Below are 14,360 nucleotides of genomic sequence, written 5' to 3' on the forward strand. Positions count from 1 at the left end.
TTTAATAATTACATGCCCAGGCATTCGGTATACAGATCAAGATATTGCCGGGCCGTTTTTTCCCAATCAAATTTAGCCGCATGCTGCATGATGCTTGCCTCCATATTATTGGCTGCATATTCTTCCAAACCTTTGGCAAAAGTTGCCTGCATGGTTTCGGGCTCAAAGTTATCAAAGTACCAGGCCGCGTCGCCGCCAACTTCTGGCAGCGAAGTATATTTTGATAAAAAAACGGGCTTGCCAAAATGCATAGCCTCAATAACGGGCAACCCAAAACCTTCGGCTATTGACGGAAATGCAAAAGCTTCGCAATTTTTGTAATACCAGGCCTTATCATCATCACTGATTAAACCGATCAGTTTTACCCTATCCACGCAGTTATACTTATTGGCCTCATCTATTATTCGCTGCTGATAATCGGTTATTTTACCAGCGATGATCAATTCCAGATCATTATCATGAAGCAAGGCCGGTAAAACATGAAAGTTTTTTTTAGAAGCAAGGCTACCTATAGTAAATATAAATTTACCCGTTGGTTTGTACGGCGGTTCATGATGCTGCTGTAAAACAAGCTTATCGGCACCATTATAAATAACCGTTAACTTGCCGGCCGCCTGCGGATAATACTTTATAATATCACCTGCTACAAAATTGGATATAGTTACTATCCTATCACAGCTATCAATATAACCGCCAAGGCGATTGAGGTATTTTTTATACCGTGCCGGTGAACGTGTTTTTTCATGAACCGGGTTCATATCATGAATAGTGAGCACCTTTTTGGCTTTTACCCGCGCAGGTTTTAATTTACAATACTGGTTAGTAAAATGGACCAGATCAAATTGCTTATATGCCGGGAAAAACACCTTATGCAAAGGCGACATTAAAATAGTACCCGCAAGCTGCTGAAACCAATAAATTGATTTTTTGTGCAGATATCCGAATACGCTGAACCGTCCCTTATTCTCCTTCAGTATTTCATCGCCCAAGCTTCTTTCAAAAAAAAACATGCCCGATGTTGCGCGTCTTAACGAATCGAAGGTAATGAGTATAGTGGGTTTCAAATGGGTAATGATATTTTATATTAAACCGGGTCTTAGCAATACTAACTACTACAATTTGTACCCGGCAATCTGTTATAAACAATGCTAAAAAAACAAATATACGGTTTTGATGAATTAAGCTTTTCTGCATTACCTTATTAAAATAGCAAAGCAGGCATCAGCACCGGCTTTTGTGGTAATACTCAGATCATTTGATTTTTTATGATCTTCATTACTTGGTACATTAGTATTGTTATTTTTGATGCAGCTAAATAGTGGAAACAGGCAGGTAGTTATTAAAATTTTTTATCATTGGATAATAAGATAATTAATAAAACACCATGTGATTATTACTGACTAAGCATGTCATTTATGTAATTTAAATAGCCTTATTTTAATATTAAAAATTATAAAAATACTTACATTGAGTAACAGCATATATATTAATCCTGATAATCATAACTTTCGTGATATAGCACGTGCCTTAACCGTTGTTGAAAACAACCTGCAGGGCAGCGCTGAATTATTAAGGAATTTAAAATTCACTAAAGCCGCACCTATAGTAGGCATAACCGGACCGCCGGGGGCAGGTAAAAGCACACTGGTTAATTCGTTGATCGATCTGCTGTTAGCCGATGGCAGCAAAATAGCGGTTTTGGCTATCGACCCTACTTCGCCATTTAATTTCGGGTCGTTACTGGGCGACAGGATCAGGATGGCCTCGCACTTTAACAGCCCCAATGTATTTATCCGTTCCCTGGCCACACGCGGTTCTTTAGGTGGCTTATCGGCAAAAACCATCGAAATGACCGACGTACTGCGAGCATCGGGCTTTGATTATGTATTGATAGAAACCGTGGGTGTGGGCCAATCGGAAATTGAGATAGCCGGCCTTGCTGATATTACCCTGGTGGTACTGGTGCCTGAAGCCGGGGATGAGATACAGCATATTAAATCGGGCCTGATGGAAATTGCCGACGCCTTCATCATTAACAAAGCCGACAGGGCAGATGCGGATGTATTTGCCAATAATTTAAAAAAGATAATAGGTCAAAACCAGGGGGAGCAACCTCCCATATTTAAAACCATCGCTTCGCAAGCCGGGGGCATCCATGAAATTGCAAATTTTATTAAATCGCCGGCAAAAACACAGCATAACCGCCGGGAATTACTGCTGACCGAAAAAGCATACAAGCTCATTCAGCAAAAATTAATGCAACATATTGATAAAAAAAAGCTTCAGCATGATGTTGTTGAAGCTTTAAAAGATGAAAAATTCAATCTGTATAGTTTTGTAGATACTTATGTATAGTTTATGATGAATTAACAATTCAATAACAATTGAAAGATTTGGCTAAATTGTTTTTATTGTAAAAAAACTGTCACAAACTCCGGTTAACTGTTCATAATTTCTTCAATGTGCGCGGCTTCAACGGGGATGCCTGCCATCAAATCGCGGTTACCATTTTCTGTAATTAAAATATTGTTCTCTATCCTGATCCCTAAACCCTCTTCGGGTATATAAATCCCCGGTTCGCAGGTGAGTATATTACCCACCTCAAACGGTTTGTACCGGCTGGCAAAATCATGCACATCCAAACCTAAATGATGCGAGGTGCCATGCATAAAATATTTTTTATAAAGAGGGGAGTTGGGGTCTTGCTTTTCCACATCGTGCTTATCCAGCAGTCCCAAACCTATTAATTCTCCGGTCATTATTTTGCCAACCTCTTCCTGATAATCGCTCAAGTTAGTTGCGGCAATAATCATTTTAGTGGCCTCGCGCATCACCCTTAAAACAGCATCATAAACAGCACGCTGCCGTGCTGTAAAACGCCCGTTTACAGGTACAGACCGGCTCATATCGGCATTATAGTTAGCGTACTCGGCACCAAAATCAAAAAGTATAACATCACCATCGTTACAAACCTGGTTATTATCGGTATAATGCAGCACAACAGCGTTTTTACCCGAAGCTAAAATAGGATGATAAGCATGTCCGGTGGCCCGTTGACGCAAAAATTCATGTGTAATTTCGGCTTCAATCTCATATTCGGTAACACCAGGTTTCAGAAATTTAAGCACCCGTATAAACGCGTCGTTGGTAATATCACACGCCTGTTGGGTTAAAGCTATTTCAACAGGTGACTTTACAACGCGGAGATCGCGCATGATCACTGCAGCACGCTCATATTTATGCAAAGGATATTTTGCTTTTAAAGTTTCGTACATCCGCAAATCACGGTAAGGCACAGCCTGGCTATACCTGTCGTTTTCGTTAGTATTGATGTAAATATACTCTGCGTAATAAATAATATTTTGTAAAATGGTTTCATATTCACTGAGCCAGTAAATATTTTCAATACCAGAGGCTGCTTTTGCTTCTTCTTTAGTATATTTATGGCCTTCCCAGATAGCAATATGCTCATTGGTTTGTCTTAAAAAAAGTACTTCTTTGTATGCTTTATTAGGACAATCAGGGAATAAAACGAGGATACTTTGTTCCTGGTCGATACCTGTGAGATAAAAAAAATCAGGATTCTGCTTAAACAGGAAAGTTTGATCGCCGCTCCTGGGGAATTCATCGCTCGCATGGAAAATAGCCAAAGAGTTATGTTTTGTTCTCGAGACGAAATTTTTTCTATTATTAATAAATAAACTATTATCGATTGCGGGATATTTCATATTTATCTGCTGATTATCTTTTTTTTTTCTTTATTTGTATAACTATTACAATTTTTGGAACAATGTTTGGTCAGGGTTTCAAACATAATTACTAAATTTGAAAAAAAATCACAATTAAAATCGTTTAATCTTAAAAACTATGAATTATTCTACATTAAAGAAAACAGTCGCATTGTCATTTGCTTCTTTGATGGTTGTGGGAATCGTAAATGCACAAACGGATTCTACCAAAACAGCCACAGCAACTACAACGTCGTCTGAAACTACTACCCCCAAGGTATTTGGTGGTTTAGGTCAGTACAAAAAGTTTAGCATCGGTGTAAACGTTGGCGCTACTGCTCCTTCAGTTGCAACTGGTGGTTCAAACGACTTTACACACAATAAAGTTCAGTTAGGTTACGGTATCTCATTCAGAGAGCAACTTGCACACTCTTTTGGTTTACAATTGGATTTCCATGGTGGTAAAGTAGAAGGTGATAATTCTAAAGCACCTGGTGCCAGCTACTCTGCTCAATCTTTCCAAACCAAATTCTGGTCAGGTACTTTAAGCGGTGTTGTAAACGTTGCAACAATTGACTTCTTAAGACGCAAAAATTCAGTTAACTTCTTCGTTACAGCCGGTGGTGGTTTAGCTTTATACCAACCTAAAGTTACTTTCAAAGACGGTACTGTAATTGATTATGATGGTCACGCTGGTTTGCCTCCAGGCCAAGGTACTAACAAATTCGTTAAGGAACTGATTATCCCTGTTGGTGCAGGTGTTAAATTCAGATTAAGTGACGTTGTTGCCTTAAACTTAGGTTACACCGAAACATTTGTTGATGGTGATAACTTTGATGGTCTTAACAAAGGTTACCCAACTAAAGATAAATACAGCTACGGTTATGCTGGCTTAGAGTTTACTTTAGGTTCAAAATCAAAACCAAGCTTAGAGTGGGTTAACCCAGTAGCTTTAATGTATGACGAATTGTACGATGCTGCATTACGTCAGGAAGTTGAAGCTTTGAAAGGTCGTGTTACCAACGTTGAAAACGCTGTTAATGATTTGAAAAAAGATTCAGACGGTGACGGTGTTGCTGATCAGTTTGACAAATGCCCAGGTACTGCTGCTGGCAGCGTAGTTGATGGTTCAGGTTGCGTTATCGTATTCCCTAAAGACACCGTTGCTGCTACTCCTGCTGCTACTGCTTACTCAAACATCCAGTTTGAATTTGACAGCTCAGTATTACGTACTTCATCTTACCCAGTGTTAGATGCAACTTCAGCTGACTTACGTTCATCTGGTAAATCTGTTGAAGTAGATGGTTACGCTTCATCTGAAGGTACTGCTGCTCACAACTTATCTTTATCAAAAGACCGCGCTAACTCAGTAAAAACTTACTTAGTTAACTCAGGTGTTGATGCTAAAAAAGTTAAAGTAAAAGGTTACGGTGAAACCAACCCAATTGCTGATAACTCAACTGAAGAAGGCCGCGTGTTAAACCGTCGCGTTCAATTCAAACAAAAATAATATCAATTAAATATTATTGCGAAGGCTCCGGATAACCCGGAGCCTTCTTTGTTTTATACCTTTTTTATTGACCGATCAATTACGTGCTTATTTGAACTGACGACGAATTGAAGGTAGTGTTGTATACTCAGCTATCACAGTAAACCAGGTGCGTATATAACACTCCAGCTAACACACATAACCGCAACACTATAGGGCATGAATAGGCCTTATAGAGACACACACCTATTCAATTGAACAATGGCTATAGATTAAGAATATAAAAGAGACTGGCGGGCTCCTGTTGCTGCCCGAGCCATGATTAAACGAATGATGGATTTTCAGAATCTATTGGAAATATTGGGGGTTTATTCTAATCGGGAAGAGCTTCGATCAATCTGCACATCTAAAATCTGCACATCTGATCTGCACATCTAAAATCTGCATATCTATTATTTCACACTCTTTTTAAGTACAATAAAGTACCCGCCTATAAAAACAAGCACGGAGACTGAAATACCAACAAAAATGTCTTTGGTAAAAAGATCGATGACTATTTGAGGTGTTTCGCCTTTAATGGTTTTATGCGGCATTAGTTTTAAAGCCAGCATCGGATGCGCATAAGGGAACAGATAACAATACTCCCAGCCTTTTGACGCGGTTATAACACCTATTATAGTAGCTACAAAACCTATACCCATCGGCTTCAAAAAATCAGACCATAACAGACTGAGTAAAAACTGGATGGATAATATACCCAATGACGATAAGAAAAGCTTAAAATAAAGCTTAGCCAGCGTATCTTCCATATGATAGTTATCAAAGCGCAGTTCTGGCTTTACCAAACTGAGTAAGTTACCAAAGCCTATAGTAAATAATACAAAAAGGGCCAGACATAAAAATATGAGGAACAAGGCATAAAAGTATTTGGCCGCGTATACGCTCAGGCGTGAAATGGGCAGGCTAAATAAGCTTTTCCAGGTATCTGCCTTATGCTCCATACTATTTACCGAGTAGGCAATAAAAATAACAAACATGGGTAACAACAGCGAACCCATTACAGCCAGAATTGCACCGGCAAACTGCATCCATAATATTGCGGGGGGCATACCTGCCAAACGTTCGCTTTTGGTATAAAAACCAACAAACAGCAGCAGGCAAATTAGCAAGGGCAACAGTATAGCAGCCCAAAAACCCAGCGTTTTACGGCTCTTGAAAAATTCTGACCGGAATGATAAAATAAATCCTTTCATAGCGATCAGGCGTTTTGGGTGATGGATAAAAACAATTTTTCCAGGTCTTTTTGCTGCTTGCTGATACTAAATACAACATACTCGTTTTGTACAAGCAGCGCATTGATATCGCCCATTTGCTCTTTGGAGGTATAGGGTACATACACATAATCATCCGTTACATCCGCAACCGGATAGTTTTTGCGTTTCAATAAGTTGGCAGCGTCAACGGTATTATCAGCTTCAATACGTATTAATGGCTGGCTTAGCGCCTCAAGCTCCTCAATGCTGCCCTGAAACAATAATTGCCCGCCATCAATGATACCTACATGCGTGGCCATACGTTCAATCTCGGCCAGCAAATGGCTCGATATAAACACCGTTTTATGGTGCTGGCTAACCAGTTTCAACAACAGTTCACGAACCTCAATAATACCGTTCGGGTCGAGGCCGTTGGTTGGCTCATCCAGTATTAATAATTTAGGGTCGGTAAGCAGGGCCAGCGCTATTCCCAGGCGTTGTTTCATGCCCAATGAGTACTGGCCGGCTTTTTTATTCGCGGCATTGCTTAGGTGCACCAGGTTAAGCATTTCATCGACCCGTTTAACCGGTACTTGTAGTAGTAAAGCTCTGTTTAGTAAATTTTCCCGCCCACTCAGGTGCTGATAAATAGCCGGCTGTTCAATAAGCGCCCCCACCTGGGATAATATGCTGATGCGATTTTTTTGGAGTTCCTGTTCAAAGATGTGGATGCTGCCATGTTGAGTTTGGAGCAGGTTTAACAGGAGTTTGATAGTAGTGGTTTTCCCGGCTCCGTTAGGGCCAAGAAAACCATATATACTTCCTTCGGGTACCTGCAGGTTTAATGATTTAACAACCTGCTGACTGCCGAAGTTGAAGGATAGCCCTTCAGTACGAATTACCATACATGGTTATCCTTGGCTACTGAGCAAACAGTTTTAACAAGGGTAACACCTTTGTAAAACAATGATGTGGCATGAACGGATGCCCCAACAATTGCCGATTCCTTTTTTTGTTCAAACTGATAGCTTACACCTAATATTAGGGCAAACATTACAGGTATCAGTAACATGATAAAAGGATTCGAGTTTTTGATAAGCGTTTTCATCGTGAGTGTTTTGATACAACAAAGGAATATTATTTATTTTACCTGCTAAAAAGTATTAGACCAACGCACGGAGTTTATAGATGAACGGTTAATTAACCGCATTAACCCGTTCATCGATTTTAAATGCCCGTTCATCGATAAAATAAAATACTATATATAATTGTACCGGCTTATCCACATCAAAATATTAAATTAGACGGTGGTTAAGAGGCAAGAAATAAGAATCAAGAACCAAGACGATTATACCGGATTGATTTTTACTCTTGATTTCTGACTCCCGGCTCTTCACTCTAAAAAAATGTCATCAGATAAACAAACGCGTATTATAAAAAGAGGCTGGCAGATATTCTGGCATTTGCTTTTCTGGCTGGGCATCATATCGCTCTTTTTGTCCCTGGCTCGTAGCAATACCAAACTGAGCAACAAGGAGCTGCTCATCCTGTTTTTGCTCTATCCTGCCATCAATATCAGCTTGTTTTATATTAACTTCCTGATTTATATACCCAAATTTTTAGATAAAAAACGTTACTGGGCTTATGCCTTGTTTATTATCATAACCATCATTGTTTACGGCCTGGGCAAATACGGTGTAGGACTGATGTTTAAGCAATATGTATTGGTACGTATGAAAGGCGAGGTTATTTCCTTTCCCTCCTATTTTTTAAGTACCATTTTCACCAGTTTGATATTCATCTTTTTAAGCACCGTGCTTAAATTTACCACCGACTGGTTTTTGAATGAGCGTATACAGCACGACCTGGAAAACCAGCGCCTGAGCGCCGAACTGGCCTTTTTAAAATCGCAGATCAACCCTCATTTTTTATTTAATTCCCTCAACAGCATTTATTCGCTGGCTTACCAACGATCCGAAACTACGCCCGAAGCCATTCTGAAACTATCTGAAATTATGCGGTACATGCTGTATGAGTGTAATGATAATAAGGTTGATCTGAGTAAGGAACTACAATATTTACATAATTACATCGACCTGCAAAAAATACGATTCGGCAACAAAGCCTTTATTGATTTTAAGGTGATGGGTGAAGTAACCAACCAGCAAATTGTACCCTTACTGTTGATCGCATTTATCGAAAACGCATTTAAACATGGTGTGGCCAGTGATGTAACATCTCCCATCAAATTATTGATCAATGTAGAGGAGAGCAAGCTTCACTTTTACATACAAAATAAAAAGCACTCCCATAACCGCGATACTATAGGCGGTATTGGTTTAAACAATGTGCAAAGGCGGCTCAACCTGCTTTATCCATATAAACACACTTTAAACATTAGGGACGAAGTTGATACTTATACCTGCGAATTATCTATTGTACTATAAATATTTAACTACTCTCCAATTGCTTTTAATTGTATTTTTTGAACTCTCTCCATTCGAGAGGGCGGGGTTAGGCTAAAAAAATTAACGATAAATCATTAGAACACTTATTTTTACAACATGATCCGATGCCTGGTAGTTGATGATGAGCCTTTAGCGCTGCACATATTGGAAGATTATATTTCCAAAATGCCTTTTTTGCAATTGGTAAAAGCCACCACCAATCCCATCGAAGCGCTAACCATAGTACAGGGTGGTAATGTCGATCTGGTGTTTTTAGATGTGCAAATGCCCGAGCTTACCGGCATCCAGTTTTTAAAGATCTCCAATGGCAAAGCCAAAGTGATTTTAACCACCGCCTATCCGCAATACGCTCTGGAAGGCTATGAACTGGATGTGGTTGATTACCTGCTTAAACCCATAGCCCTCGATCGTTTTTTTAAATCGGTTCAAAAAGCGCAAAGTATTATACAACCGGTAATTAAAACTGTTCAGCAGGCCGAGCCGGTACAAATGGATGACTTTTCGACCGATTTTATCTTTGTTAAAACCGAGCACAAGATCCAAAAGGTATATCTGCACGATATTTTATTTATTGAAGGACTAAAAGATTACATCTCCATATTTACCACGGCCGAACGCATCATCACGCTTCAAGGCATGAAGAAAATGGAAGACGCCCTGCCCGAAAAGCATTTTATCCGCGTGCACAAATCATACATAGTAGCGCTCAATAAAATCGACAGCATAGAACGAAGCCGCATCCAGATAGGCGACAAGATTATCCCTGTGGGTGATACTTACCGCGATGATTTCTTCAGGATGATTGAGGATAAGAATATTTAAGCTGAGAAGGGTATAAAAAAGCGTCATTGCTGTAAAGGTCAGATAATTCGAGGACAGATTAGTGTAACTTAAAGTTATGCGTATTAACACGAACGATCTGACCCTGAAACGCAATTATTTGCAAACCTATCGTTATCTAATCAAAGATTACGAATTGGTCAAACAAGGCCTTCACCCAAATTTTAAACTGGCCAGGGAGTTTTATGAATTCCATCACACCGACCGTCGAAGCTTTCTCAAATATTACAACCGGTACAAACAATCTGGAAATGAGGAAGACCTGTTACCGGCAAAACGGGGGCCTAAGTACAGCACCCGAAGGCCGTCCCTTATTGATGAAGCTTTGGTGCTTGAAATGCGCTCCCGGGGCAACAATAAGTTTGAAATAGCTGATGAGCTTAAACAGAAATCAGATAACTTTTTGTCCCCTCAAGGTCTCTCGCAGAGGACCCTGAGGCTCTTCGTCAGTATGTTCTCTCAGATCCATTTGTCCCCTCACGGTCTCTCGTAGAGGACCCTGTAGCTCTTCGTCAGTATGTTCTCATCAGATCCATTGTCCCCACAGGGTCTCTCGCAGAGGACCCTGTGGCTCTCGAATCCTTCAAATCCAATAATCCCGATAATCAACAATGGAAACAAAAGGATTCGGTTTTTCATCGATGTAATACGAAGCACTGCTATGGGGATAATCTGTATATTCTTTGCATAAGTTCCATTTCCCACTCACCGGATTATGATGGATATAATCTAATTTCTGAAACAGAAATTCACGAGTATAAATAGGCTTCGCATCAAATGAAGCCTCAAAGGTCTTATGAAGTTGCCCTTTGCTTATTTCAAACGAAGTACAAGCAGAAGAAAGTTGGTTAAGCACATTATTCTGATTAGCTACTTTCAATAAATTAACAAGTTCGTAGGCCATAAACCGCTTTCCATTGCTGATTATCTTATTCAGATTCAACAAATCATTCTCAATTCTTATTAAGATATGCACGTGATTGGGCATTATCACAAACGCATGCGTTTGTATTTGATACTTATCTGCAATCAACTTTAACCAATTGTACACTAAATGATGGGCCTTAGCTATCTCAAACAATGGAATCCAGTTATAACAAGTAAATGTTATAAACCATGTGGCTTCGATAAGTTGATGATTGGTTTTGATGGCCATGCCTAAATATAAATAATTTGAGCATCACTGAAATACCAAATTAAAGTGTATGCAATGCGGATACCTCAGGGTCCTCTGCGAGAGACCCTGAGGGGACGGGAAGGCCTTCTTCCATCTTTACTTTCACTTCTAGCGAATTGCTGTGGGATGATAGAAAATGTAAATCTGCTATGTCAAAAGAGCAAACCCAACAACAGCTGCCGCTATTGTTCCAAACACAAGCCACCCTGTCAGACAATTTAACCGTGTTTGATTCCGACCAGATAAATCATCCACATTCCTTAGTCGATCAAGCTCACGCTGCTGAAATTCAACAGCGGCGGCATCTTCTTAAAGCCTTAGATTTATATCCCCCGTTATCTATAAATATTCGCCCATCAAAATTAGAGTAGAAATATCCTATTCCCATCTCATTTTGCGTATGGGCATAACCATCTTTGTATAGTTTTAATAGGATTTCTGTTATTTCTTTTTCGTAAGGAACGGCATCCATATTGGAGGCAATTTGACCCCTTGTAAGCAATTCCCTTGATGGTATATTGACTACGTATTGAAGAACCATGTCTAACTTTTCCTCAACGGTTTTGAGTTCTGAATAATTCATTGGTTGCGATCTTAGGTATAACCAATTTACGAAACGTTATTAAATAACAAATCCCCTCCCCGGGTTGTCCCCTCAGGGTCTCTCGCAGAGGACCCTGAGGCTCTTCGTCATGCATGATTCACTACCAGATCCTTCGCTGCTACACTCAGGATGACAAATCAAAGGGTATATCCTACTTCACCTCTACTTCTTCAACCGTATCTTTCTCCCCTATTTGCTGGCGCCACATGGCATAGTATAAACCTTTCTGACTCAGAAGATCATGATGCTTACCCGATTCAATGATGCGGCCTTTCTCCAACACGTAAATACAATCGGCATGCATAATAGTTGATAGGCGGTGGGCTATTAATATAGTAATATGATTCTCCAGCTCAGATACATTGCGGATGGTTTCGGTGATCTCCTCTTCGGTGATGGAATCCAATGAAGAAGTCGCCTCATCAAACACCAGGATATCAGGCCTGCGCAGCAATGCACGGGCTATTGAAAGGCGTTGTTTTTCGCCGCCGGATACCTTCACACCACCCTCGCCAATTACGGTGCTTAAGCCTTTATCGGCACGGGCCAGCAAGGTTTGGCAGGCGGCACGCTGCAGCACATTCATACATTCCTCATCGGTAGCATCAGGACGTACAAACAGCAGGTTTTCGCGAATGGTACCCGAGAACAGCTGCGTATCCTGCGTTACAAAACCAATTTTTTCGCGCAGCTGATCCAAATCAATGTCGCGGCTTAAAATATTGTTGTATAAAACATCCCCATCCAAAGGCTGATATAAACCAACCAACAGTTTCACCAAGGTGGTTTTACCCGAGCCCGACGGACCAACAAAGGCGATGGTTTCACCAGTATTGGTTTCAAAGTTGATGTGATTAAGCGCGTTGCGGTTGGCGGTTAAATGTTTAAAAGTAACATCCCTAAAGGTTAAGGTATTTACCTTTTCCAGCAACACAGGCTTCTCGGGTTTTTTATCAATAGGCGTACTTAATATGCCTTTAAAATTACCCAGTGAAACCTCGGCCTCACGCCATGACAGGATCACGTTACCCAACTCCTGCAGCGGGTTAAACAGGAAGAAGGAATAGAACAAAAAGCTAAAATATTGTCCCGGCGAAATGGTTTGCTTAAAAATAAGCAGCAATAATACCACTACCATTACGCTCCGTACCAGGTTAACCGTAGTGCCCTGCACAAAGCTCATACTGCGTACATATTTTACTTTTTTAAGCTCCAGGTCAAGTATCTTGTATGTAGTATTGTTTAAGCGGGCAATTTCCTGCTTGGCTAAACCCAAACTTTTTACCAGTTCAATGTTTCTTAACGACTCGGTAGTTGAACCGGCTAAAGCGGTGGTTTCCGATACGATCTTTTTCTGAATGGTTTTTATTTTACGGCTCATGGCCATACTCACAAAAGTAATAATGGGTATAGCGGCAAAATATACCAGCGTTACCTGGTAGCTCACACTTACCGAGTACACAATAACAAACACCATCCCTATGAGTGATACAAAAAGAATGGAGATAAACGAGGTGATGAACTTTTCGCAATCAAGCCTTACTTTTTGTAAAATGCCCAATGTTTCGCCGCTGCGCTGATCTTCAAATACCTGGTAAGGTAATTCGAGCGAATGTTTCAGACCATCAGCATACATTTCGGCGCCCACTTTTTGGGTAATGATATTGGTAAAATAATCCTGGAAGTTTTTAGCTATACGCGATACCATGGCCACGCCAATGGCAGCACCGATAAGTATCAATACCTGGTGAAGGTATTCCTGGTATTGGAGCGTGTTGCGTTTTTCGATAACACGGTCAACAATACGACCGGTTATCCAGGGGTCGAGCAGTGAAAAGCCAATGTTCATGGCGGCCAGGAACAGTGCCAGCACCACTACTATGCGGTGTTTTTTTAAGTAAGAAAGTAGTATATTCATGTTTGTACGCCAAAAATAAAAAAAGGGAATGGCTAAGTAGCTCATTCCCTTTTAATTTGACATAAGGTTAATATTTAAACCGTCATGATATCTTTTTCTTTGGCTTCTGAAAGCTGATCGATCTTGATAATATAAGCGTCTGTTAGTTTTTGAACGTCGGCCTCGCCTACTTTTATCTCGTCTTCAGAAACACCTTCTGATTTTAATTTTTTAATCTTCTCGTTAGCATCTTTACGGATGTTACGAACGGCGATCTTACCGGTTTCAGCCTCAGCTTTTGCTTTCTTAACCAGGTCGCGGCGGCGCTCTTCGGTTAATGGCGGTACATTGATGCGGATGATAACACCATCATTTTGTGGATTAAAACCAAGACTCGATTCTTTAATGGCTTTTTCAATAGCACTTAATAATGATTTTTCCCAGGGTTGTACAACAATGGTACGTGCGTCGGGCGTATTAACGTTACCTACCTGGCTTAACGGTGTTGGAGTACCGTAGTAATCAACCATAATATCATCCAGTAAAGATGGGTTTGCTTTACCAGCACGTATCTTATTCAATTCACTATCGGCATGCTCAATGGCTTTATCCATTAAAGCCTTTGCATCAGTCACTTGTTTTTTAATGAGTTCGCTCATTGGTTTTAAATTTTCACAAAAGTAATAAAATCTATCATTTTCCTTAGCCTTAGTGTAAAATCAAATTGCGGGGGATAGGGTATGGCGCAGACGACTCACCTCGACATCGGTAACGCTCGTCGCCCCTCTCTTCGCCTGCGGCGGAAAGAGGGGAATCTCTTTTCTCTATGCGTCATTGCCTTTAGATTAGCTTCAACAAATAATATAGGTTGTTATTATTGTTGAAGCTTTCTTTTTGCTTCTTT

At 40.3% G+C, this 14,360-nt stretch carries 14 protein-coding genes; 5 read left to right on the forward strand and 9 right to left on the reverse strand.

Annotated features, from left to right (window positions below; genetic code table 11):
* Nucleotides 1–8: 8 nt before the first annotated feature.
* Entirely contained in the window at nt 9–1,064 is a 1,056-nt protein-coding gene (locus AB6735_RS16000) for a glycosyltransferase family 4 protein (protein WP_370996852.1), read from the reverse strand.
* Nucleotides 1,065–1,467: 403 nt separating this feature from the next.
* Between AB6735_RS16000 and meaB the strand changes: the two genes are divergently transcribed.
* Nucleotides 1,468–2,355: a methylmalonyl Co-A mutase-associated GTPase MeaB gene (gene meaB, locus AB6735_RS16005; protein ID WP_370996853.1), complete on the forward strand. Its 888-nt coding sequence runs from the start codon at nt 1,468–1,470 to the stop codon at nt 2,353–2,355.
* An 83-nt stretch (nt 2,356–2,438) separates the two neighbouring features.
* Here the strand turns inward: meaB and AB6735_RS16010 are convergent, their stop codons facing one another.
* Nucleotides 2,439–3,728: an aminopeptidase P family protein gene (locus tag AB6735_RS16010; RefSeq protein ID WP_370996854.1), complete on the reverse strand. Its 1,290-nt coding sequence runs from the start codon at nt 3,726–3,728 to the stop codon at nt 2,439–2,441.
* A 139-nt stretch (nt 3,729–3,867) separates the two neighbouring features.
* Between AB6735_RS16010 and AB6735_RS16015 the strand changes: the two genes are divergently transcribed.
* Nucleotides 3,868–5,238, forward strand: coding sequence for an OmpA family protein (locus AB6735_RS16015; protein WP_370996855.1), 1,371 nt, complete (start codon nt 3,868–3,870; stop codon nt 5,236–5,238).
* A 431-nt stretch (nt 5,239–5,669) separates the two neighbouring features.
* On the opposite strand, the gene AB6735_RS16020 is transcribed toward AB6735_RS16015, so the two are convergent.
* Genes AB6735_RS16020 through AB6735_RS16030 form a run of 3 tightly spaced genes read right to left on the reverse strand, consistent with a single transcriptional unit; the run spans nt 5,670 to nt 7,578 of the window.
* A complete protein-coding gene (locus tag AB6735_RS16020; RefSeq protein WP_370996856.1) occupies nt 5,670–6,470 on the reverse strand; it encodes an ABC transporter permease in 801 nt (266 codons plus the stop codon).
* Between the two features lie 5 nt (nt 6,471–6,475).
* A complete protein-coding gene (locus AB6735_RS16025; protein ID WP_370996857.1) occupies nt 6,476–7,375 on the reverse strand; it encodes an ABC transporter ATP-binding protein in 900 nt (299 codons plus the stop codon).
* Nucleotides 7,369–7,578 (reverse strand): hypothetical protein, encoded by a 210-nt coding sequence (locus AB6735_RS16030; RefSeq protein ID WP_090471301.1) that lies wholly within the window; start codon nt 7,576–7,578, stop codon nt 7,369–7,371. Before AB6735_RS16030 ends, AB6735_RS16025 begins: the two co-directional genes overlap by 7 nt.
* Before the next feature lie 298 nt (nt 7,579–7,876).
* Here AB6735_RS16030 and AB6735_RS16035 point away from each other — a divergent pair, with 298 nt between their 5' ends.
* From AB6735_RS16035 to AB6735_RS16045, 3 genes are all read left to right on the forward strand, one after another.
* On the forward strand, nt 7,877–8,917 hold the full coding sequence (locus AB6735_RS16035; RefSeq protein WP_370996858.1) for a sensor histidine kinase: 1,041 nt from the start codon (nt 7,877–7,879) through the stop codon (nt 8,915–8,917).
* 117 nt (nt 8,918–9,034) lie between these two features.
* Nucleotides 9,035–9,760, forward strand: a complete 726-nt coding sequence (locus AB6735_RS16040; protein ID WP_166091457.1) for a LytTR family DNA-binding domain-containing protein — start codon at nt 9,035–9,037, stop codon at nt 9,758–9,760.
* Nucleotides 9,761–9,836: 76 nt separating this feature from the next.
* A complete protein-coding gene (locus AB6735_RS16045; protein WP_370996859.1) occupies nt 9,837–10,271 on the forward strand; it encodes a hypothetical protein in 435 nt (144 codons plus the stop codon).
* Nucleotides 10,272–10,361: 90 nt separating this feature from the next.
* Here the strand turns inward: AB6735_RS16045 and AB6735_RS16050 are convergent, their stop codons facing one another.
* The 4 genes from AB6735_RS16050 to frr all read right to left on the reverse strand — a co-directional run bounded on the left by AB6735_RS16050 (nt 10,362) and on the right by frr (nt 14,115).
* Nucleotides 10,362–10,934, reverse strand: coding sequence for a transposase (locus AB6735_RS16050; RefSeq protein ID WP_370996860.1), 573 nt, complete (start codon nt 10,932–10,934; stop codon nt 10,362–10,364).
* 310 nt (nt 10,935–11,244) lie between these two features.
* The gene (locus tag AB6735_RS16055; protein WP_370996861.1) at nt 11,245–11,538 is read right to left on the reverse strand and encodes a hypothetical protein; all 294 of its coding nucleotides are present in this window, start codon (nt 11,536–11,538) and stop codon (nt 11,245–11,247) included.
* 172 nt (nt 11,539–11,710) lie between these two features.
* Nucleotides 11,711–13,477 (reverse strand): ABC transporter ATP-binding protein, encoded by a 1,767-nt coding sequence (locus AB6735_RS16060; protein ID WP_370996862.1) that lies wholly within the window; start codon nt 13,475–13,477, stop codon nt 11,711–11,713.
* A 74-nt stretch (nt 13,478–13,551) separates the two neighbouring features.
* A complete protein-coding gene (gene frr / locus AB6735_RS16065) occupies nt 13,552–14,115 on the reverse strand; it encodes a ribosome recycling factor (protein WP_370996863.1) in 564 nt (187 codons plus the stop codon).
* Nucleotides 14,116–14,360: the final 245 nt, after the last annotated feature.

The sequence above is a fragment of the Mucilaginibacter sp. RCC_168 genome (genome assembly GCF_041355315.1).
In the GTDB taxonomy this organism is placed as follows: Bacteria; Bacteroidota; Bacteroidia; order Sphingobacteriales; family Sphingobacteriaceae; genus Mucilaginibacter.